Consider the following 20,339-nt stretch of genomic DNA (forward strand, 5'->3'; position numbering starts at 1 on the left):
GCCTTCCGTGGCGGGGTGGGACGCGTGCGTATCGTGCCCCGCACCGCCCCGGCCTGGGCAGGGTGGGACGGCCCGTCCCCCGGACGGGGGCGGCGTTCGGGTCAGTGCGTACGGCGTACGGGGTGCCCGGCGACCGGCGGGAGCAGCTCGCGGGCGCAGCCGCGCAGCCAGGCGTGCGCCGGGTCGGCGTCGTGGCGCGGGTGCCAGGCGAGGCCGAAGGACAGCGTCGGCAGGTCGAGCGGCACCTCGAAGGCCTCCAGCCCCAGCTCGGCGGCGAGCGGCCGCGCCTGGAAGGCGATCAGGCCGACGAGGTCGCTCTCGCGCAGGATGAAGAGGGAGGCGGGGTAGGAGCCGACGGTGCCCACGACCCGCCGGGACAGGCCCTGCCGGGCGAGGGCCGCGTCCACGGGGCCCTCCAGCCGGCCGCGGCGGGAGACGATGAGGTGCTCGGCGGCCGCGAATCGGCGGGCGGTCATCCGGCCGCGCAGCAGCGGGTGACCGGCCCGGGCCACGCCCACCATGCGCTCCTCGAAGAGGCTCTCGACGCGAACCTCGGGGGATCCGCCGTCCACCACGCCGACTTCGAGGTCGGCGACGCCCTCGCGCAGCGCCGGGGTGTCCACGTGGCTCTCCGACAGGAACCGCAGCCGTACGCCGGGCGCCTCCCGGGCGACCCGGGAGAAGAGGGTGGCCCCGAAGGTGGCGGCGAAGGAGTCGTGGGCCAGGACGGTGAAGGTGCGGGTGAGGGTGGGCAGGTCGACCTGGCCGCCGGTGAGGAACAGGGCCCGGGCCCGCTCCACGACGGCGCGGACCTCGCCGTGCACGGCGAGGGCGTGCGGGGTCGGGACCATGGTCCGTCCGGCGCGCACGAGCACGGGGTCGCCCAGAGCCTTGCGGATCCGGCCGAGGGTGCGGCTCATGGCGGGTTCGGAGAGGTGGAGCCGGGCGGCGGCGCGGGACACGCTCGCCTCCTCCAGGAGGACGTCGAGGGCGACGAGGAGATTGAGGTCCAGCCCGGATTGCGTCACACGCATTCATCCCTTGCACAACTTGCACTGGAAAGCAGGTCACCCCAACTCTACGGTGGAGCACGGGGGATGACGCCGACCCGGCCGGCCGACCGCGCTCCCGTCCCCCGTGGGTACCGGCATCACCGCCGGCACCGACACCGACACCCCCGCACCGTCACCGACTCCGAGGAGGAGCCGTGCTCCGCCATGCCCGCAAGCGGGATGCCACCCGGTCCGCCACCCGCCCCACCGACGATCTCGGCGGCGCCACCGCCACCGCCACCGCCACCGCAACCGCCACCGCGGCCCCTGCGCCCGCCGCCCTCACCCGGCCCGCGCTGCTCGTCCTGTGCGCCTGCGTGCTCGTCGCGCAGGCCATGGTGGCCGCCGTCAACCTGCTGATCCCGCAGCTCGCCGCCTCCACCCTGCACCCGACCGCCGGCCAGCTGGTCTGGGCGGTCGACGCCTACGTCATCGTCTTCGCCGCGCTGCTGATCCCGGCCGGGGCCCTCGGCGACCGGTACGGCCGCAAGGGCGCCCTGCTGGCCGGGCTCGGCCTGTTCGCCGCGGGCGCTACGGTCAGCGCGCTCGCCACGGCCCCGGCGGTCCTCATCGCCGGGCGGGGGCTGTGCGGGGCCGGCGCGGCCCTGATCATGCCCGCCACCATGTCCGTGCTCATCCACCTCACCCCGCCCGAGCGCCGCGGCCAGGCCCTGGCCACCTGGACGCTGTCCGCCGGCCTCGGGGGCCTGGCGGGCAACGTCGGGGGCGGTCTGGCCGGGGAGTTCCTGACCTGGCGGGCCCTGTTCTGGGCCGTCGTACCGCTCGGCGCGCTCCTCGCGCTCGCCGTCGCCCGTACGGTCCCCCGCACCGCGGCCCGCTCCGACGCCTCCGTCGACCCCCTGGGCGCGCTGCTGCTCGCCGGGGCACTGCTCGCGGTCGTGTACGGGATCATCGAGGGGCCCTCGTACGGCTGGACCTCGGCGGCGGTACTGACCGCCTTCGCCGCCGGAGCCGCGCTGCTCGCGGCCTTCACCGGTCACGCCCTGCGCGCCGCCCGCCCGCTGCTGGACCCGCGGATCTTCGCCTCGCGCAGGCTGCGGGCCGGCTCGCTCGGCATCGGCGCCGCCTTCTTCGGGCTCTTTTCCCTCTTCTTCGTCAACGCCCAGTACCTCCAGTACGCGAAGGGCTTCTCGCCCGCGCTCACCGGTCTGGCGATCGTCCCGCTGACCGTCGGCATGGCGCTCGTGCCGAAGCTGGGCGCCCGCCTGGCGGACCGGACGGGCCCGCGGCTGCCGGTCGGCGTCGGGCTCGGCCTGATCGGCGCCGGGCTGCTGCTGGTCTCCACCGTCGACGCGGGCACCCCGTACGCCCTGTACGCCTGCCATCTGCTCGTGCTGTCGGTCGGCACCGGCCTGTGCGCGCCCTCGCTGACCCTGACCGTGGTCGCCGAGCTGCCCGCGCACCAGGCCGGGCTGGGCTCCGGGCTGAACACCGCGGCCCGGGAGATCGGCGCCGCGCTGGGAGTGGCGGTGGTCGGCACGGTGCTGGCCTCCCGCTTCCACGGCGATCCGCGGGACGCGGCGCAGATCGGCGCCTTCACGGAGGCGATGGGGGTCGCGCTGCGCACGGTGGCCTCGGTGCTGCTGCTGGGGGCACTCGCGGTGGTGACCGGCTACCGGAAGGGCGCCGGAGCCCGGGATGCAGCGTCCGGCGTCGGCAGTGCATGCTGACTGTGTGACGGCGAGACCGGACAGCGGCTCCGCCACCGACGCCATGGCCCGGGTGCTCGCGCGGACCTGCGTCGATGCGGTGCAGGCCGTCGGTGGGTTTGCGGGCGGGATCTACCTGCGCTCGGGAGTCGAGGGGCTGCTGCTGCTGGCCGTGGTCTCGGGACTGCCCGGGCGGCTGTTCCGTCCCTGGTGGCGGATGCAGGTGAACCGCCCGTACCCGGTCGCCGAGGCCTTCCGCTCCGGACAGTCGGTGCACCTGCCGGACGCCGAGGTGGCCATGCGGCGCTTCCCGCAGCTGATGGCCGGGCTGCCCTTTCCCTTCGGGTCGTTCTACGAGCCGGTCATGGCCGGCCCGGAGCGGTTCGGGGTGCTGTTCGTCCTGCGCCCCGCCACCCCCGGAGTCCCCGTCGACGCCGCCGACCGGGAGCTGCTGCGCAGCGCCGCGGACGGGCTGGCCGGGGAGCTCGCCGCGCTGACCGGGGCCGGGGAGGCGGTGTCCTGGACGGGCGATCCGGTGGGCGTACCGCCCCCGGACACCGCGCAGGGCGCCCGCGAGGCGGTGGAGCGGCTGGCCCTCGCCCTCCTCTCCGTGGACCGCGGGGGCAGGATCCGCTACGTCAACCGGGCCGCCGCCGCGCTGCTGGGCATGGACGCGCCGGAGCTGCGCGGGCGGATGCTGTGGCAGGCCGTGCCCTGGCTCGGGCAGCCGGCGTACGAGGACCACTTCCGCGGGGCGTTCATGTCCGGGGAGCCGGTGCGCTTCCCGGCCCGTCTCGGCCGGCAGCCGGACGCGGGCTGGGTGGCGGTGGAGCTGTACCCGGGCCCGGACGGGGTGACCGTGACGATCGGCACCGCCGAGCCGCCCGGCTGCGCGCCGGAGACGGGGGCGCCCTCGCGGGCCGGGCCGGGCTCACCGGCCGACCGGGCCTCGGCGCTGTACCGGCCGGTGGCCCTGGCGATCGCGCTGACGGAGGCGGTCACGGCGCGGCAGGTGTCCGCGGTGGTCACGCAGGAGCTGCTTCCCGCCTTCGGTGGCCGTCAGCTGGCGATCTACCTGCTCAACGAGCGGCATCTGCACCTGGCGTGGGAGACCGGGTTCCCGCAGGGCTTCCTCGACCGCTTCGACGGGGTCGGGCTCGACGTGCGGCTGCCGGGTGTGGAGACGTTGACCAGCGGCCGGCCGATGTTCTTCGAGTCCATGGAGCACCTGGCCAAGGCCTATCCGGGGATCCCGCTGGACGCCCACGTCGGGGCCCGCGCCTTCCTGCCGCTGATCGCCTCGGGCCGGCCGGTGGGCTCCTGCATCCTCGGCTTCGACGCGCCGCGCGGGTTCAGCCCGGAGGAGCGCACGGTGCTGACCGCGCTGGCCGGGCTGATCGCGCAGGCGCTGGAGCGGGCGCAGCGCTACGACACCGAGGCGGCGCTCGCCCGCGGGCTGCAGGCGGCGCTGCTGCCGCACCGGCTGCCGGTGCGCGGGAACGTGGAGACGGTCGGCCGGTACCTGCCCGGCACCCAGGGCATGGACGTGGGGGGCGACTGGTACGACGTGGTCGAGACGGGCGACGGCTTGCTCGCGCTGGTGATCGGGGACGTCCAGGGCCACGGGGTGGCGGCCGCCGCCACGATGGGCCAACTGCGCAGCGCGGTACGGGCCTTCACGCTCGGCGGCAGTGCCCCGGAGCAGGTGGTGGCGGGCACCAACCGGCTGCTGATCGGCCTGGACCCCGGTCAGTTCGCCAGCTGCTGCTACGTACTGCTCGACCCGGTGTCGGGCCGGGCGCGGGCCGTCCGGGCGGGGCATCCCCAGCCTCTGCTGCGGCACGCGGACGGGCGGGCCGAGGTGCTGGACCTGCCGGGCGGGGTGGTGCTCGGCATCGACCCCGCGGCCACGTACCCGGTGACGGACCTGCGGCTGGCACCGGGTTCGGTGCTCGCCCTCTACACGGACGGGCTGGTCGAGCAGGCCGGGGAGGACATCGACCTCGGCGTGGAGCGGCTGCGTGCGGCGCTGGCCGCGGCCCGGCCCGCTCCGCTGACCGAGACGGCCGACCGGCTGATCGGCGGGGCCGGGGACAGCGCGGACCGGCCGGACGACATCGCCCTGCTGCTGGCCTCGCGCACCGGCGGCCGGGGCGCCGCGCAGACCTGAGGCCCCGCCCGGGGTGCCCACTCCGTGGGCAGCCGGTGTCGCTGCGGGCACATGTCGGCAAAGCGGAAGAAAATTTGCCCGCGCTCCGCTGCGGTTCCCGCACCCGCGCTCCGTGCAGCGTTTACGCGGTCTTAACGCTGCCGTGAGCCCGCCGCCGCGTCAGCCGACGATGGAATCCGCAGGAGAACTGCTCTTGACCTGCGAATCCCGCAGGGTTTCGATATCGGCCCGGGAGCCACCGAACCACCTTGCTCACCACCGCCCCGGAGGCGATACCGCTCCCGCACCTCAGTTCACCGCACCAGCCGATCGGAACCCCGCACCGATGTCTGAAACGATCAGTGCCCCTCAGGCCCTCGCCCCCGCCACCGGGCCCGTCCCCCAGAAGCTCAAGCGTTCCATCGGCGTCGTAGGCGGCACCTTGCTGACGCTCTCGTGCGTGACGCCCGCTTCGACCCTGTTCGTCGTCGTGCCCGACCTGTTCTCCAGCCTCGGCACGTGGACCGCCCTCACGATCGCCATCGGCTCGCTGCTCTGCATCGGCGTCGCGTTCTGCTACTCGGAGCTCGGCACCCTCATCCCCAGCGCCGGCGGCGAGTACGCGATGGTGTCGACCTTGTCGGGCCGGCTGGCCGGCTGGCTGGTGTTCGTCCTGTCCCTGCTGGTCGTGATGATCGTGCCGCCGGTGATCGCCATGGGCACGGCCGACTACCTCGCGCCGATCGTGCACATACCGGCCCCGGTCGCGGGCGGCGGCGTGATGCTGCTGGCCACCCTCGCCGGCCTCCTCGACCTGCGGGCCAACGCCTGGATCACCGGCATCTTCCTGGTGCTCGAAGTCGTCGCGGCCGCGCTGGTGGCCGTACTGGGCTTCGCCCACGGCGAGCGCGGCGCCGACGCGCTGGTGCACGGCACGGTCGCCGCCGAGGGCGGCGGCACGTCCACCGTGACCGCGATGATGGTGGTCTCCGGGCTCGCCATCGCCCTGTTCATCACCCAGGGCTTCTCGACCGCCGTCTACCTGTCGGAGGAGCTGGAGAACCCGCGGCGCAACGTCGCCCGCACGGTGCTCGCCACCCTCGCCATCTCCACGGCCGTCATCCTGATCCCGGTCGTCGCCATCACCGTCGGCGCCCCCGACCTCTCCGCGCTGGCCGAGGGCGACCTCGGCGGGATGGTCACCGCCTGGTCCAACTCGGCCGTCGGCACCTTCGTCAGCCTCTGCGTCGCGCTCGCCATCATCAACGCGGGCATCGTCATGGTGATCCAGAACTCGCGCGTGCTGTTCGCCTCCGCCCGCGACAAGGCCTGGCCCGAGCCGGTCAACCTCGCCCTGTCCAAGCTGGGCCGCTTCGGCTCCCCCTGGGTGGCCACGCTCCTCGTCGGCGTCCCGGGCGCGGCCCTGTGCTTCGTCAACCTCGACACCCTGTACGGGGTCACCGGCGTCTCGGTGACCGGCATGTACCTGCTGGTCGCGGTGGCCGCGCTGTTCGCCCGGCGCGGGGCGCACCGCGAGGTGGCCGCCTGGCGGATGCCGCTGTGGCCGGCCGTGCCGATCGGCCTGATCGCCGTACTCGCGTACATCCTGACGCAGCAGGAGACCCAGTACCTGCTGTGGACCGGCGGGATCGTGGCCGTGGCCACGCTGTACTGGGCGCTGTACCTGCGGCCGCGCCAGGACTCCCGCTGGCTGGTCAGCATCCCCGAGGACGACGAGCCCGCCGCCCTCTGATCCACGCTCCCCCGACGGGGCCGTACGGGTTCGCTCCCCGTCGGCCCCGTCCGTCGTGATGACGACCCTGCCGAAGGGGGCGTCCGCCGCGCACGCGTGACAGGCCCTGCGCGCCCGCTCGAAGGGGCGCACGCGACCGCCGACCACCCGCGACGCCGCGCGGCCACCGCGGCCCGAGCGGTCAGGGGGCGGGCGGGGCGACGGCGGTCGGATCGTGCGCGAGGCCCAGGGTGACGGCCGTGTTCACCAGGCCGACGTGGCTGAACGCCTGCGGGAAGTTGCCGAGTTGGCGGCCGGCCACCGGGTCGTACTCCTCGGCGAGCAGCCCCACGTCGTTGCGGACGGCCAGCAGCCGCTCGAACAGCTCCCGCGCCTCCTTGTCCCGGCCGGTCATGTGCAGCGCGTCGGCGAGCCAGAACGAGCAGGCCAGGAAGGCCCCTTCGCCGCCGGGCAGCCCGTCCACGGACGGCCCCTCGGTGCTGTAGCGGCGGACCAGGCCGCTGCTGCCCAGCTCGGCCCGGACCGCGTCGACGGTACCGATCACGCGCGGGTCCTCGGGCGGCAGGAAGCCGACCCGCGGGATGAGCAGGGTGGCCGCGTCGAGCTCATGGGAGCCGTAGTACTGCGTGAAGGTGCCGCGCACCGGGTCGAAGCCGTTGTCGATCACGTCCCGGTGGACCTCGTCCCGCATGGACCGCCACCGCTCCACCTCGCCCGGCAGAGAGGGGTCGCTCTCCATCGTGCGGACGGCCCGGTCCGCGGCGACCCAGGCCATGACCTTGGAGTGCACGAAGTGCCGGCGTGGACCGCGCACCTCCCACAGGCCCTCGTCCGGCCGCCGCCAGTTGCGCTCCAGGAAGTCCAGGAGGGCGAGCTGGATCCGCCACGCGTGCCGCTCCCCGGGCAGCCCGTTGGACCTGGCCAGGTAGAGGGAGTCGAGGACCTCCCCGTAGACGTCGAGCTGGAGCTGGTCCACGGCGGCGTTGCCGACCCGGACCGGGGCCGAGGAGGCGTAGCCGCGCAGCCACGGCAGGTCGAACTCGGGGATCCGCCGCTCGCCGCCGATGCCGTACATGATCTGGAGGTCGGCCGGGTCGCCCGCGATCGCGCGCAGCAGCCAGGCGCGCCAGGCACGGGCCTCCTCCAGGAAGCCGGTCTCCAGGAGGGAGCCGAGGGTCAGGGTGGAGTCGCGCAGCCAGCAGTAGCGGTAGTCCCAGTTGCGGACGCCTCCGATCTCCTCGGGCAGGGAGGTCGTGGCGGCGGCCGCGATGCCGCCGGTCGGGGCGTAGGTGAGGGCCTTGAGGGTGATCAGGGAGCGGGTGACGGCCTCCTCGTAGGGGCCCTCGTAAGTGCACTGGGCGGACCAGTCCCGCCAGTCGGCCAGGCTGGTGCGCAGTGCCTCGTACGGGTCGACGGGCTCGGGGCGCGGCTCGTGCGAGGCGTGCCAGGTGAGGACGAAGGCGACCCGCTCACCGGCGGTGAGGCTGAACTCGGAGCAGGTGCTGTTGGCCTCGCCCCAGGTGGGCACGGCCGGTTCACTGCGGAACCACGCGGAGTCGGGCCCGGCGACGGCGACCCGCTCACCGTCCACGCGCCGGACCCAGGGGACGACGTTCCCGTAGTCGAACCGCAGGCGCAGCACGCTGCGCACGGTGACCTCGCCGCTCAGGCACTCGACGACGCGCATCACGTCGGGGGCGTCGTCGCGCTGGGGCATGAAGTCGACGACCTTGAACGAGCCGCCGTCCGGGGTGTCCCAGTACGACTCCAGGACCAGTGAGCCGTCGACGTACGCGCGGCGGGTGCACTGCTCGTCATCGGGGGCCCCGGCGGGGGAGATGCGCCAGTGGCCGTTCTCCTTGTCACCGAGGAGCGCCGCGAAGCAGGCGGGCGAGTCGAAGCGCGGCAGGCACAGCCAGTCGAGGGACCCGTCGCGGCCGACGAGCCCGCTGGTCATGAGGTCGCCGATGAGTGCGTAGTCTTCGATGGGTTGTGTCATTTGTGCGCTGTTCCCGCGAATGCCCGGGCCCAATCAATCCGGGACCCGGGCACCCACGGACACCCTCGGAGACTCTTTCTCAGACGCCCTCGGGCGCGCGATCCGGGCGGGTGGATCAGTTGCGTACGAGGAGCAGCGCGCCCGCGATGACCACGGCGAGGGCGACGGCGAGGAGGCCGTGCGCGAGGCGGTGGGCGCGCACGACGGGCAGGAAGCGGTCGACGGCGTACTTGCCGGGGCCGGTCAGGGCCACGGCGGCCGCGGCGACGGTCAGCAGCAGCTCGTACTCGATGCCCTTGGGGGCGAAGAACGCGCCGGCGCCGTGGACGGCGATCGCGTTGATCATGGTGCCGACGACGGCGGCCCCGGCGAGCGGGGTGAGCAGTCCGAGGGCGAGGCCGAGGCCGCCGAGGGTCTCGGTGAGGCCGGCGACGACGGCCATGGCGTCGCCCGCGGGGTAGCCGCTGGCGGTGAAGAACTGGCCGGTGCCGCTGAGGCCGCCTCCGCCGAACCAGCCGAAGAGCTTCTGGGTGCCGTGGCCGGCCATGGTCAGTCCGAGGACGAGGCGCAGGAGGAGCAGGCCGGCGTCGTGGGCGGGGGTGGAGAAGGCGAGCGGGACGGCCGGGGCGGCTGCGGCCTGCGGCTTCGTCGTGGTGACGGAGGGGCTGGTCATGGGGGGATCCTTCCGGTCGGGCGGTCCGGGCGGGGACGAGGTTGCGGTGGAGCAGGTGGGGTGCAGGGTGCAGGGGTGGTGCAGGGATTGTTCAAATTCGAACCGCCAGCCCAGACCCTAACCACTGATTCAAATTGGAACAACCCGTGTAGGCTGGGCCCATGGCTGAAACGAGATGGCTGGACGAGCGCGAGATGCGCGCCTGGAGCGGCTTCCTGGCCGCTTCCGCTCTGGTGAACCGCCGTCTCGACCAGCAGCTCAAGGACGACTCCGGCCTCTCGCACCCGCAGTACGAGATCCTCGTGCGCCTCTCCGCGGCCCCGGACGGCGAGCTGCGGATGACGGAACTGGCCAATGGCCTGATCAATTCGAAGAGCGGACTGACCTACCAGGTCACCCAGCTGGAGAAGGCGGGCCTGGTCCGCCGCCGCAGCTGCCCCTCCGATGTGCGCGGGGTCTTCGCCGTCCTCACGGACGCCGGCCGGGCCCGCCTGGAGCGGGCCGCGCCGGGGCACGTGGCGATGGTCCGGGAGGCGCTGATCGACGTGCTCACGCCCGCACAGCTCGAAGCGCTGGCGGACGGACTGGGCGAGGTGAGCCGCCGGCTGCGCGAGCACGGCGGCTAGCGCGGATCGCGACAACCGGTCCGAACGGGGTATAGGGGTGGCATGGACTGGACGGTGTGGCTGACGATCGCCGCGGTCGTGGCCCTCGGGCTCGCGATCACGGCCGGTGTGCTCCTGGTACGGGTCTTCGCCGCCCGGCGGCTGCTGCTCGACGCGGGGATCCCGTTGCGCGACAAGGCCCTGTTCTGGGTAGCGGTGATCTACACCATCTCTCCGGTGGACCTGATCCCGGACCCGGTGTACCTCGACGACATCGGCGTACTGCTGCTGGCGCTGCGCTCGCTGCACGCGGCGGCCTCGGCGGTGCGGCAGCCGGGGGCGCTGAGCGCGCCGGGCGCGGCGAAGGCTCCGGAGCCCCGGTCGGCCAAGGAGCCGGACCCGGCCTGACGCACGTGTTCCGCTTTCACGGAGCTGGGCGTCGACGGCTGCCGAGGCGGGCGCGCGCCCGGGTTCAGCCGACCCCTCGGGGGCGGTACTGGATGCTGATGCGGGGGCCTACCGCGCGGCGGGACTTGGGGATCGCGTGCTCCATCGTCCGCTGGCAGGAGCCGCCCATCACGACGAGGTCGCCGTGCCCCAGGGGCAGCCGCAGCAGGGTGGGGCCGCCGCCGTGGGGGCGCAGGACGAGATCGCGGGGGTCGCCCACCGAGAGGATCGCGACCATCGTGTCCTCGGTGGCGGACCGGCCGATGCGGTCCCCGTGCCAGGCGACGCTGTCGCGGCCGTCGCGGTAGAGGCAGAGTCCCGCGGTGGTGAAGGGCTCCCCCAGCTCTGCGGCGTAGTGCCGGGTCAGCGCGGCGCGGGCCTCGACCAGCACCGGATGCGGCAGCGGCTCGCCCTCGCCGTAGAAGGCGAGCAGGCGGGGTACGTCGACTTCGCGCTCGTACATCTGGCGGCGCTCGGCGTGCCACGGCACGTCCTCGGCGAGGCGTTCGAACAGCAGGTCGGCGCCCGAGAGCCAGCCGGGCAGGTGATCGACCCAGGCGCCCGCTCCGAGCACGGTGCGGCGCAGCCCCGGGAGCGGGCCGAGGCCGATCTCGTCGCCCTGATCGAAGAGGGAGCCCTGAAGGCCGGGGATCGTGCTCATGGATCCATCATATCGCGCCACTCGAACATCCGATCGATTCACCGCTCCCCGGCGGTCTGCCCGCCCGGAAACCGGCCGTGGAGGTGGCGCCGGGGAGCGTGCGGAGGTCGCCGCGTCAGCGACGCGTCACGGCGGGGCGCGCAGCTGTGGGTGGTCCTGGCCTGGCAGCCGCCGGGCGGTGACCTGGGCAGCCGCGGTCCGGGCGGGGTCCCGACGGCGGCCGCCGTCAAAGCCGCCGCGGTGGAGCGGCTGCGGCTCGCCCTCGACACCGCGTTCGGCCCGGCCGGCCCGGGGGTGGCCCTCGCGGGCCGCGCCGTACGGGCCACGGCCGGCGCGGCCCTCGTCGACGCGGTGAGCGGCCCCGAGGACCTGCTGGTCGTGGGGACGGGCGCGCGGGGCCTCGCACGCCGCCCGCTGCGGCCCTCGGTCGCCCGCCACTGCCTGGCGCACGCGCCGTGCCCCGTACTGACCGTGCCGCCGTCCCCGCTCCAGGCCGAACTCGACGCGGCCCACCGGCGCAACGCCTGGCGGCTGCCGCTGGACGCGCGCGAGCTCGCCGAATGAGGGCGGCGTGCCCCGCCGCGCTCCCACGGTGAAGGAGCCGCCCACTCAGCCGCTCGCTCCGCCGCTCACTCCCCGGGCCAGGGTGCGAGTCCCCATCGCAGCGTGTGCCGGGCTCCCGGTTCGAGGCGTACGCCCCGGGGGTCGCGGCGGAAGGCGTCGGGGCCGCAGCTCATCGGCTCCACGGCGACGCTCCGGCGCCGGTGCGGCTCGGGCAGGGTGTCCCCGGTGAACACCTGCACGTGGTCCGCCCCCTCACCGAGCCACAGGTCGGTGCCGTACGCCCCGGACGGCTCGGCGAGACGTACGACGGCCCGCCCGTCCGCCTCCCGCCGCAGGTCCGTGAAGGCCGTGTCCAGCCGCTGCGGGCCGATGGGACGCGGCGCGGCGAAGTCGAGGGGCGTTCCCGCGACCGGCTCGGCCGCGACGGGCAGGCCGCGGTCGTCGGTGCGCAGCCAGGTCCGGGCGGGGACGGTCAGCAGCATGTCGTCGACCGCGCGGTCCCCCACGGCCAGGTACGGGTGCTGGCCCACTCCGTACGGCGCGGGGGTGTCGCCGAGGTTCCTGGCGGTGATCTCGACTGTCAGGCCGTGGCGGTCGAGGGCGTACTGCACCCGCGCGACCAGGTGGAAGGGGTAGCCGGGCTGCGGCCAGAGCGTGGTCGCCAGCACCACGCGGCCGTCCGCCTGCTCCACCGCCTGCCACGAGGTCCAGCGCAGCAGTCCGTGGATGGCGTTGGCGTGTTCGACCTCGTTGACGGGCAGTTGCAGTTCCCGCCCCTGCCAGCGGTACCGGCCGTCTCCGATCCGGTTGGGCCACGGCACGAGGAGCTGCCCGCGTCCGCCCTCGATCGTGTCGTCGGCCTCGAAACCGTCGACGACCGGGCGCCCGCCGACGCGGTATTCACGCAGGGCGCCGCCCAACTCCACGACGACGACGGTCTGCTGACCGCAGGTCAGCCTGAACTGGGCGCCCGTTCGAAGCATGTTCGCCATCCTCGCCGGTGGCGGCCGGGGGTCGGGGTCCCGCACACCGGGTCGTTCCATTCCATCATTGCGGGGATCGCGTCGCACCTCGGCCGGGCCGCCCCCGGCGGGGCACGGATGCGCCGGCCGTCCTCCCGGACCCCCGTTGGGCCGTTCGGTTCGGGAGAGCACTCCAATGGGCCAGCGGCAGTCGTGCCACCGGGCCGCGGCAAGGTCGCGGTGCTCTCGTGGTGGCGCGGATTTCGTGTCCCCGTCAGCACCCAGGGAGCGTCTCATTGGAAGCCAGCAGCAGTGACCGCGGTCGAACGCTCCTCGTTCCCCAGGTCCTCAGGGGGCAGAAGGCCCTGGTGACAGGGGCGAACTCCGGCATCGGCAAGGCCACCGCGATCGGCCTCGGGCGGGCGGGCGCCGACGTGGTCGTGAACTACGTCGCCGGACAGGACGCCGCGCAGGAGGTGGTGCGGGAGATCGAGGGCTTCGGCGTCCGCGCCTACGCGCACGAGGGCGACGTGTCGCAGGAGGACCAGGTCGTCGACATGGTGGCCCGGATGGTCCGGGAGTTCGGGACCATCGACATCATGGTCGCGAATGCCGGTCTGCAGCGGGACGCCGCGCTCACCGACATGACCATGGCCCAGTGGAGCAAGGTGCTGGACGTCAACCTCACCGGCCAGTTCCTGTGCGCCCGTGAGGCGGCCAAGGAGTTCCTGCGCCGCGGCGTGGTGCCGGAGGTGTCCCGCTCCGCCGGGAAGATCATTTGCATGAGCTCGGTGCACCAGATCATCCCCTGGGCCGGGCACGTGAACTACGCCTCCTCCAAGGGCGGCGTACAGATGCTGATGGCCACGCTGGCGCAGGAGCTCGCCCAGCACCGGATCCGGGTGAACGCCGTCGCCCCGGGTGCGATCCGCACGCCCATCAACCGCAACGCCTGGGACACCCCCGAGGCCGAGGAGGACCTGCTGCGGCTCATCCCGTACCGCCGCGTCGGGGACCCCGAGGACATCGCGAACGCCGTCACCGTCCTCGCCTCCGACCTACTGGACTACGTCGTGGGGACGACGATCTACGTGGACGGTGGCATGACCCTGTTCCCCGGGTTCGCCACCGGTGGCTGAGGTCCCCGTCCTGCGGCCGTCCGGCACGAACTGCTAAGGCTCACATGAACACCGCGATCGCGATCATGGCGGACACCCCTCCGCAGCTGCTCCCTGCCCGCGAACTCATGGCCTTCACCCTGGCCTCCCACATCCTGCTCGTGCCCTTCGGCGTGGCCCTGCCCGCCATCACCCTCCTGATGCACTACCGCGGGCTGCGCAGGGGCGACGCGGTCGCCCTGCTGCTCGCGCGGCGCTGGTCGGCGGTCATGGCCGTGCAGTTCGCCATCGGCATCGTCACCGGGACCGTGCTCTCCTTCGAGTTCGGCCTGCTCTGGCCGGGGCTGATGGGCCGGTGGGGCGACGTCTTCGGCCTCGGGTTCGGCGTCGAGGCGTGGGCGTTCTTCCTGGAGGCGATCCTCATCGCCATCTACCTCTACGGCTGGCGGAGGCTGAAGCCGTGGACGCACTTCTGGCTGGGGCTGCCCCTGCCGCTGACGGCGCTGCTGGGGGCGTTCGGCATCATCGCCGCGAACTCCTGGATGAACACGCCGCGCGGCTTCTCGCTCGACGCGGACGGCAGCCCCGTGGACGTCGACGTCCGCGAGGCGATCTTCACACCGATGTTCGGCCCCGAGTACTGGCACTTCGTGGCAGGCGTGGTCCTGACGGCGGGCTACGTCGTGGCCGGGGTGTACGCGACCGGCTGGCTGCGCGGCCACCGTGACCACTACCACCGGCTCGGCTTCACCGTTCCGTTCACGGTCGCCGCGGTCCTGACCCCCGTGCAGTTCGTGCTCGGGGACTCCATCGCCCGCTCGGTCTTCCACCAGCAGCCGCTGAAGTTCGCTGCCACCGAGATGGTCTGGAAGACGGACACCCACGTGCCCGAGTACGTCTTCGGACGCCTGCATCCCGACGGGACGATCTCCGGCGGGATCAAGATCCCCCAACTGGACTCGATCCTCGCCGGTTTCAGCCCGGACACCCGGGTGACGGGCCTGTCCTCGGTCCCCGCGGACGACCGCCCCACCGCGACCCAGGCCACCATCGCCCACTGGGCGTTCGACATCATGGTGACGATCGGAAGCCTGCTCGTCCTGCTCGCGCTCTGGTATGGCTGGTGCCGGCTGCGCCACCGCGGCCTGCCGCGATCACCGTGGTTCTTCCGGTGCGCCGCCGTGGCCGGGGCGGCCTGCCTGCTGACGGTGGAATGCGGCTGGATCACCACCGAAGTCAGCCGCCAGCCCTGGATCGTCTACGAGAACATGCGCGTGTCCGAAGCCGTGACGGACACCCGGGCCCCGGCCCTGTGGGCGATGCTCGCCCTCGTCATCGTGGTCTACGCCCTGATCTTCGCCACCTTCCTGGCCATCCTGCTCAAGCTGCGCACCCGATGGCGGACCGCCGACGAACGCCACGGCGACGCCCGCGCCGCCGGAACCCCCGAAGGCGACACCCCCTACGGGCCCCGCCGGACGACCGCCGCGGCCGCGCCTGATCACGGCTCCGCACACGGCGACGGAGGAGGGCGATGATCCAGGACGTCGTGGCCTGGGTGCTGCTGGCCGCGGTCGCCGCCTACGCGTGCGCGGGCGGGACCGACTACGGGGCCGGGTTCTGGGACCTCTTCGCGGGCGGCGCCGAACGGGGCAGGCGGCCCCGGTGGCTGATCGACCACGCGATGGAGCCCGTCTGGGAGACGAACAACGTCTGGCTCATCTTCGTCCTCGTGTTCATGTGGACGGGCTTTCCGGTCCTGTTCCAGACGGTCTTCACGGCCATGTGGCTCCCCCTGGCGCTCGCGGCCGTGGGCCTTGTCCTGCGCGGAGCGGGCTTCGCACTGCGCAAGCCCATGACGCGCCTCTCGCGCCGCAGGATCTACGGCGCCGCCTTCGCCGTGTCCTCCCTCCTGGTGCCCTTCTTCCTCGGAGCGGTGGTCGGCGGCCTGGCCACGGGCCGGGTCACCCCGGGGACGAAGGCGTCCGCCGACGCCTGGTCCAACGGGACCTCCGTGCTCGCCGGGCTGCTCACCGTCGCCGCGACCGCCTTCCTGGGCGCGGTGTTCCTCACCGCCGACGCCCGCCGCTTCGACGCCCCCGACCTCGTCCGCTACTTCCGGCTGCGGGCCTGGTGCAGCCTCGCCGCTCTCGCCGTCCTGGCCGTCGCCGGCCTCGCCGTCACCCGCCATGACGCTCGCTACGTCCACGACGGCCTCACCGGCGGCGCCGGCCTCGCCGTCGTCCTGGCGGCCGTCGTCTGCGCCGTGGCCACCGCCGCCCTGCTGTACCGCACGGCCACGGGCTGGGCGAGGATCACGGCGGTCGCCGGCGTCGCCCTCGTCGTGATCGCCTGGGGGCTGGCCCAGCGGCCCTATCTCATCCCCACCTCGCTCACCGTCGACCAAGCCGCCGGAGCCCCGACGACACTGCGCTGGCTGCTCCTGGTCACCGTCATCGCGATCGTGCTCGTGGGACCCCCGCTGGTCCTGCTCTACCGGCTGGACACCAGCGGCGCCCTCCAGCCCCTCGCCGAGAACGACCTGCGGAGCACCTCCGCGAACCGGGATCCCGGCCCGGACCGGTGAACCGCGGGGGTGGCGCCGGGCGTCTTCAACCGCCCAGGAGGACGGCGACGTCCCCGGCCCGGGCCGCAGGAGCGCCGGCCCGGGTGACGGGCGCCAGCGTTCCGTCCGCGCGCACCAGGAACAGCAGGTGGTGTCCGGCCGGTACGGGCCCCTCGAAGCGGCGCGTGACGAGGCGGGCGCCCCGGTCGTAGCGGCGGGACAGCTCGGCCGCCGTCAGCGCGCCGTCGAAGAGCACCTCGCCGCCGGTGTACGGGGCGACGACGCCCTGGGTGTCGGTCTCCGGCCCCAGGCGGTACACCGGCCCCTCCACGCTGCCCTGGAGGTTCACGGAGGCCAGGGCATTGAAGTCGCTCTCGCCGGTGAGCAGCAGGACGCCGGTGAGGCCCTCCAGCTCGGCGCCCGAGCCGGTGGCCGCGGCGAACAGCTCCCCCGGGGCCAGTTCGAGCCCGGCGGCCCTGATCCTGTCCCGCTGCGCCTCGTGCCCCGCCCACATGACGACCTCCAGCCCGGCCGACCGCAGGGCCAGTCCCAGATCGACCACCCAGGGATCACCGCCCACGAGCAGCGGCCGGGAGCGCGAGGGGCGCACGACGCCCAGCCGTTTCGCGACCGGCCCGGCGGTGAGCCCGTAGAGGGTGACCGTCACCACGATCACCACGAACGTCGCGGGAAGGATCTTCGACGCGCCGCCCACGCCCTGGGCGGCCAGCGTGGCGGAGAAGGTCGAGGCGGTGGCCGCAGCGACGATCCCGCGCGGCGCCATCCACCCCAGGAACGCGCGCTCCCCGCGCGTCAGATCCGTACGCAGCGAGGCGCAGACCGCCACGAGCGGTCTGGTCACCAGGACGAGGACCGCCACGAGCGCGAGCGTCGGCAGCACCACGTGGCGCAGCGAACGGGGGCTGACGGTGGCCGAGATGGAGATGAACAGCAGCCCGATGACCAGGTGCACCAGGGTCTCGAAGAACGGATTGCGGGCGCCCGTCCCGGCGCCGGGCAGGTTCGCCGCCGCCAGCCCCATCAGAACGGCGGCGATCAGGCCCGTGTCGTCCCGGACCACGTCGCAGGCCGCCGCCACACCGACCACCGCGGCCAGCTGGACCGTGGTCCCCAGCACCTCCCCCGGCCGCAGCCTGCGCACCAGCACGAGCACCACGGTCCCCGCGACGCCGCCGGCCAGGCCCACGGCGGCACTGGTGGTGAACTGCACCGCCTTGCCCATGATGCCGCTGCTGTTGCCGGCCACCACCCCGTGGAAGACGAGGGCGCCCAGGATGGCCCCCACCGGGTCGATGAGCGTGCCCTCCCAGATGAGGACGTGCTGGAGGCGCTCCGTGGGACGTACGAAATGCAGCAGCGGCCCGACGACGGTCGGGCCGGACACGATCAGGATCGCCCCCAGCATCACGGCGGAGCCTGCCGACATCCCCAGCAGGACGCCGGCGAGGAGCGCCGCCGACCCCGCGGTGAGCAGCGCGCCGAGCCAGATCAGCCGCACCACGACCCGGCGGGTGTGCGCCCTGAACCGCTTGAGGTCGAGGCCGAGCCCGGCGTCGTAGAGGATCACCGCGACGGCCAGCGAGACCAGGGGGGAGAACGCGGCTCCGAGCAGCTTCTCGGGGTTCACGTCACCGGTCAGCGCGCCGGCGGCGAACCCGACCGGGAGCAGGACGATCAGCGCGGGGACGCGCAGCCGGCTCGCCAGCAGTTGGGAGCCCACGGCCAGGACGACGATCAGCGCGAGGCCGGTGAACACCTGGTCCTCCGACAGTGCGGCGGCCGTGTTCACCGCCCGGTCCGCCGGGTGCGGTGCGCGCCGGCCCGCCTCCACCGGGCCGTGCCGCGTCCCGCGAGGTCCGGCGGGCTCACGGCCCCGACGTGCGGCGTGTCCAAGCGAGCCTCCGCGTGTGAGAGGGCGGCGCACGGGTGCGTCGGGCCGGGACGAGGCCGCTCGTCCACGCGGCGGCCCCGGAGCTCGGCACATCGGATGCGTCCGCCGGGCCTCGCGGGTCGCCGGCTCGCTGGTCACCCCCTGCGGAGCTACGTTGTAGAGGCGGTACGGACCCCACAACGCGGTCTCGACCTCTGCGGGGTCGGCACGAGCTTCTTCCCCGCGCATCGGCGCGGTCGACTCCACCGCGCTCACGGCCGCCGGCAACGACCCGCGCGTCGGCGGCCACCTCGCCGAGCGGCTGCGCCGACCGCTGGCCGCTGCCCCGGACGCGGGCGGAGCACCGTCGAGCCGTCCCGAGGAGGAGAGACATGGACCGCTACCCGCCCATCGCCGACCACGGACTCGTGGGGGACCTGCAGACCGCGGCTCTGGTGTCGTCCAGGGGCGTGATCGACTGGTTCGCGGCCCCGCGGTTCGACTCCCCCAGCATCTTCGCTGCGCTGCTCGACCACGACAAGGGCGGTCACTTCCTGCTCGCCCCGGACCACGAAGAGGGGACGTGGAAGCAGCTCTACTACCCGGACACGGCGGTCGTGGTGACCCGCTTCATGTCCCCCGACGGGGTGGGCGAGACCGTCGACTACATGCCGGTCCACCAGGGCCTCACGCCCTCCGACCGGCACACCCTGGTACGCGTGATCCGCGCCGTGCGCGGCACGGTGCGCTTCTCCCTCGAATGCCGCCCCCGCTTCGACTACGCGCGCACGCCCCACGAACTCGACCTGACGGACCACCGGGCCACCTTCCGGGCACCCGGTGCGGCCGCGTTCCTGCAGGCCACCTTTCCGCTCGAACGGGACGGCCAAGACGTCCGGGCCTCGATCACGCTGACCGCGGGCGAGGCGGAGGCGGCGGTGTTCACCACCGGCGCGCCGGGCAGTGCGCCGCCGCCGCCTCCGGAGCGCGACAGGATCACCGAGGAGCTGTGGGAGCAGGTCGACTACTGGCAGAGGTGGGTGCGCACCTCGCACTACCATGGGCGCTGGGCCGAGATGGTGTACCGCTCGGCCATCACGCTCAAGCTGCTCACGTACGCCCCCTCCGGTGCTCCCGTCGCCGCCGCCACCATGGGACTTCCCGAGCAGGTGGGCGGCGAGCGCAACTGGGACTACCGCTACACCTGGGTGCGGGACGGATCGCTGTCGGTACGGGCCCTGCTCGACCTCGGCTTCGCCGAGGAGGCGGCCCGGTTCACCCACTGGCTCGGCGACCGCCTCCGCGCCCACGAGGGTCCGGACGGGGAGCCCCTGCAGATCATGTACCGGGTCGACGGCGACCCGCACCTGACCGAGGAAGTCCTCGAACACTTCGAGGGCTACCGGGGCTCGTACCCCGTGCGGGCCGGGAACGCGGCCATGGACCAGTTGCAACTCGACATCTACGGCGAGGCGATGTACGCCCTGTCCGAGGGCCACGCGGTCGCCGTCCAGGGCGACTACCACGGCTGGAAGGCGCTCGCCCGCACGCTGGACTGGCTCGCCGACTCCTGGGACCGGCCCGACGAGGGCATCTGGGAGACCCGCGGCGGCCGGCAGGACTTCACCTACAGCCGCGTGATGTGCTGGGCGGCGTTCGACCGCGGCCTGAAGGTCGCCGCCGAGTTCAGCCGTCCGGCCGCGACCGCCCTGTGGACCAAGGCCCGCGACGACATCCTCGAACAGGTCATGGAACGCGGCTGGAGCGACCGGGAGCAATCCCTGGTCCAGCACTACGGCAGCCACGTCCTGGACGCCTCGCTGCTGCTCATCCCCCGGGTCGGATTCCTCGCGCCGAGGAGCGCCAGCTGGCTGTCCACTCTCGATGCCATGGACCGCGTCCTGGTGTCCGACAGCCTCGTCTACCGGTACGACCCCGCGGCCTCTCCCGACGGACTCCGCGGCTCGGAGGGAACGTTCAGCCTCTGCACGTTCCTCTACGTCGACGCCCTCGCCCGGGCCGGGCGGCTGCCGCAGGCCCGCTACACCTTCGAGAAGATGCACACGTACGCCAACCACATCGGCCTGTTCGCCGAGGAGATCGGCCCCAGCGGCGAGCAACTCGGCAACTTCCCACAGGCCTTCACCCACCTGTCGCTCATCATGGCCGCGACCACGCTGAACCAGGCGCTCGACGCCCTCCGGCGCTGACCCGCCTCCTTCCGGGCCC

General features: G+C 73.6%; 16 protein-coding genes. 10 read left to right on the top strand and 6 right to left on the bottom strand.

The window, feature by feature from the left end; genetic code table 11:
* Window positions 1-101: 101 nt before the first annotated feature.
* Window positions 102-1,034 carry a LysR family transcriptional regulator gene (locus tag ACS04_RS29250; protein WP_048479818.1) on the bottom strand — a complete coding sequence of 311 codons (933 nt, stop codon included), beginning with the start codon at window positions 1,032-1,034 and terminating at the stop codon, window positions 102-104.
* Between the two features lie 314 nt (window positions 1,035-1,348).
* Between ACS04_RS29250 and ACS04_RS29255 the strand changes: the two genes are divergently transcribed.
* From ACS04_RS29255 to ACS04_RS29265, 3 genes are all read left to right on the top strand, one after another.
* Window positions 1,349-2,743 carry an MFS transporter gene (locus tag ACS04_RS29255; protein WP_048479847.1) on the top strand — a complete coding sequence of 465 codons (1,395 nt, stop codon included), beginning with the start codon at window positions 1,349-1,351 and terminating at the stop codon, window positions 2,741-2,743.
* A 43-nt stretch (window positions 2,744-2,786) separates the two neighbouring features.
* Window positions 2,787-4,892, top strand: a complete 2,106-nt coding sequence (locus tag ACS04_RS29260) for a GAF domain-containing SpoIIE family protein phosphatase (protein WP_167352610.1) — start codon at window positions 2,787-2,789, stop codon at window positions 4,890-4,892.
* Between the two features lie 325 nt (window positions 4,893-5,217).
* A complete protein-coding gene (locus ACS04_RS29265) occupies window positions 5,218-6,624 on the top strand; it encodes an APC family permease (RefSeq protein WP_048479820.1) in 1,407 nt (468 codons plus the stop codon).
* A 181-nt stretch (window positions 6,625-6,805) separates the two neighbouring features.
* Here the strand turns inward: ACS04_RS29265 and ACS04_RS29270 are convergent, their stop codons facing one another.
* Window positions 6,806-8,623: a glycoside hydrolase family 15 protein gene (locus ACS04_RS29270; RefSeq protein ID WP_048479821.1), complete on the bottom strand. Its 1,818-nt coding sequence runs from the start codon at window positions 8,621-8,623 to the stop codon at window positions 6,806-6,808.
* A 115-nt stretch (window positions 8,624-8,738) separates the two neighbouring features.
* On the bottom strand, window positions 8,739-9,296 hold the full coding sequence (locus ACS04_RS29275) for a DoxX family membrane protein (RefSeq protein ID WP_048479822.1): 558 nt from the start codon (window positions 9,294-9,296) through the stop codon (window positions 8,739-8,741).
* A gap of 161 nt (window positions 9,297-9,457) precedes the next feature.
* On the opposite strand from ACS04_RS29275, the gene ACS04_RS29280 reads away from it, so the two are divergent.
* Together ACS04_RS29280 and ACS04_RS29285 are read left to right on the top strand one after the other, a co-directional pair.
* On the top strand, window positions 9,458-9,922 hold the full coding sequence (locus ACS04_RS29280; RefSeq protein WP_048479823.1) for a MarR family winged helix-turn-helix transcriptional regulator: 465 nt from the start codon (window positions 9,458-9,460) through the stop codon (window positions 9,920-9,922).
* A 42-nt stretch (window positions 9,923-9,964) separates the two neighbouring features.
* On the top strand, window positions 9,965-10,309 hold the full coding sequence (locus ACS04_RS29285) for a YkvA family protein (RefSeq protein WP_048479824.1): 345 nt from the start codon (window positions 9,965-9,967) through the stop codon (window positions 10,307-10,309).
* Window positions 10,310-10,373: 64 nt separating this feature from the next.
* Here ACS04_RS29285 and ACS04_RS29290 read toward each other — a convergent pair whose 3' ends face one another.
* Window positions 10,374-11,009, bottom strand: coding sequence for an alpha-ketoglutarate-dependent dioxygenase AlkB (locus tag ACS04_RS29290; RefSeq protein WP_048479825.1), 636 nt, complete (start codon window positions 11,007-11,009; stop codon window positions 10,374-10,376).
* Between the two features lie 36 nt (window positions 11,010-11,045).
* On the opposite strand from ACS04_RS29290, the gene ACS04_RS40150 reads away from it, so the two are divergent.
* Window positions 11,046-11,573, top strand: coding sequence for a universal stress protein (locus tag ACS04_RS40150; RefSeq protein WP_078865490.1), 528 nt, complete (start codon window positions 11,046-11,048; stop codon window positions 11,571-11,573).
* 65 nt (window positions 11,574-11,638) lie between these two features.
* On the opposite strand, the gene ACS04_RS29300 is transcribed toward ACS04_RS40150, so the two are convergent.
* Entirely contained in the window at window positions 11,639-12,556 is a 918-nt protein-coding gene (locus ACS04_RS29300) for an aldose 1-epimerase family protein (protein ID WP_209441806.1), read from the bottom strand.
* A 275-nt stretch (window positions 12,557-12,831) separates the two neighbouring features.
* On the opposite strand from ACS04_RS29300, the gene ACS04_RS29305 reads away from it, so the two are divergent.
* From ACS04_RS29305 to ACS04_RS29315, 3 genes are read left to right on the top strand one after another with little or no spacing between them, the layout of a single operon-like run.
* A complete protein-coding gene (locus ACS04_RS29305; protein WP_048479827.1) occupies window positions 12,832-13,674 on the top strand; it encodes an SDR family oxidoreductase in 843 nt (280 codons plus the stop codon).
* A gap of 44 nt (window positions 13,675-13,718) precedes the next feature.
* Window positions 13,719-15,191 carry a cytochrome ubiquinol oxidase subunit I gene (locus tag ACS04_RS29310; protein WP_048479828.1) on the top strand — a complete coding sequence of 491 codons (1,473 nt, stop codon included), beginning with the start codon at window positions 13,719-13,721 and terminating at the stop codon, window positions 15,189-15,191.
* Window positions 15,188-16,240 (top strand): cytochrome d ubiquinol oxidase subunit II, encoded by a 1,053-nt coding sequence (locus tag ACS04_RS29315; RefSeq protein ID WP_048479829.1) that lies wholly within the window; start codon window positions 15,188-15,190, stop codon window positions 16,238-16,240. The genes ACS04_RS29310 and ACS04_RS29315 overlap by 4 nt, the downstream gene beginning before the upstream one ends.
* A 25-nt stretch (window positions 16,241-16,265) precedes the next feature.
* On the opposite strand, the gene ACS04_RS29320 is transcribed toward ACS04_RS29315, so the two are convergent.
* Entirely contained in the window at window positions 16,266-18,011 is a 1,746-nt protein-coding gene (locus ACS04_RS29320; RefSeq protein WP_048479849.1) for a cation:proton antiporter, read from the bottom strand.
* Window positions 18,012-18,502: 491 nt separating this feature from the next.
* Between ACS04_RS29320 and ACS04_RS29325 the strand changes: the two genes are divergently transcribed.
* Complete coding sequence (locus tag ACS04_RS29325; protein WP_048479830.1) at window positions 18,503-20,320, top strand: glycoside hydrolase family 15 protein; 1,818 nt, start codon at window positions 18,503-18,505, stop codon at window positions 20,318-20,320.
* Window positions 20,321-20,339: the final 19 nt, after the last annotated feature.

It is taken from the genome of Streptomyces roseus (genome assembly GCF_001044425.1).
In the GTDB taxonomy this organism is placed as follows: Bacteria; Actinomycetota; Actinomycetes; order Streptomycetales; family Streptomycetaceae; genus Streptomyces; species Streptomyces roseus.

Coding starts and splice junctions, on each gene's coding strand:
- ACS04_RS29250 (WP_048479818.1), bottom strand. CDS start 1,034: ATGCGTGTGACGCAATCCGGGCTGGACCTCAATCTCCTCGTCGCCCTC.
- ACS04_RS29260 (WP_167352610.1), top strand. CDS start 2,787: ATGGCCCGGGTGCTCGCGCGGACCTGCGTCGATGCGGTGCAGGCCGTC.
- ACS04_RS29265 (WP_048479820.1), top strand. CDS start 5,218: ATGTCTGAAACGATCAGTGCCCCTCAGGCCCTCGCCCCCGCCACCGGG.
- ACS04_RS29270 (WP_048479821.1), bottom strand. CDS start 8,623: ATGACACAACCCATCGAAGACTACGCACTCATCGGCGACCTCATGACC.
- ACS04_RS29275 (WP_048479822.1), bottom strand. CDS start 9,296: ATGACCAGCCCCTCCGTCACCACGACGAAGCCGCAGGCCGCAGCCGCC.
- ACS04_RS29280 (WP_048479823.1), top strand. CDS start 9,458: ATGGCTGAAACGAGATGGCTGGACGAGCGCGAGATGCGCGCCTGGAGC.
- ACS04_RS29285 (WP_048479824.1), top strand. CDS start 9,965: ATGGACTGGACGGTGTGGCTGACGATCGCCGCGGTCGTGGCCCTCGGG.
- ACS04_RS29290 (WP_048479825.1), bottom strand. CDS start 11,009: ATGAGCACGATCCCCGGCCTTCAGGGCTCCCTCTTCGATCAGGGCGAC.
- ACS04_RS29300 (WP_209441806.1), bottom strand. CDS start 12,556: ATGCTTCGAACGGGCGCCCAGTTCAGGCTGACCTGCGGTCAGCAGACC.
- ACS04_RS29310 (WP_048479828.1), top strand. CDS start 13,719: ATGAACACCGCGATCGCGATCATGGCGGACACCCCTCCGCAGCTGCTC.
- ACS04_RS29315 (WP_048479829.1), top strand. CDS start 15,188: ATGATCCAGGACGTCGTGGCCTGGGTGCTGCTGGCCGCGGTCGCCGCC.
- ACS04_RS29325 (WP_048479830.1), top strand. CDS start 18,503: ATGGACCGCTACCCGCCCATCGCCGACCACGGACTCGTGGGGGACCTG.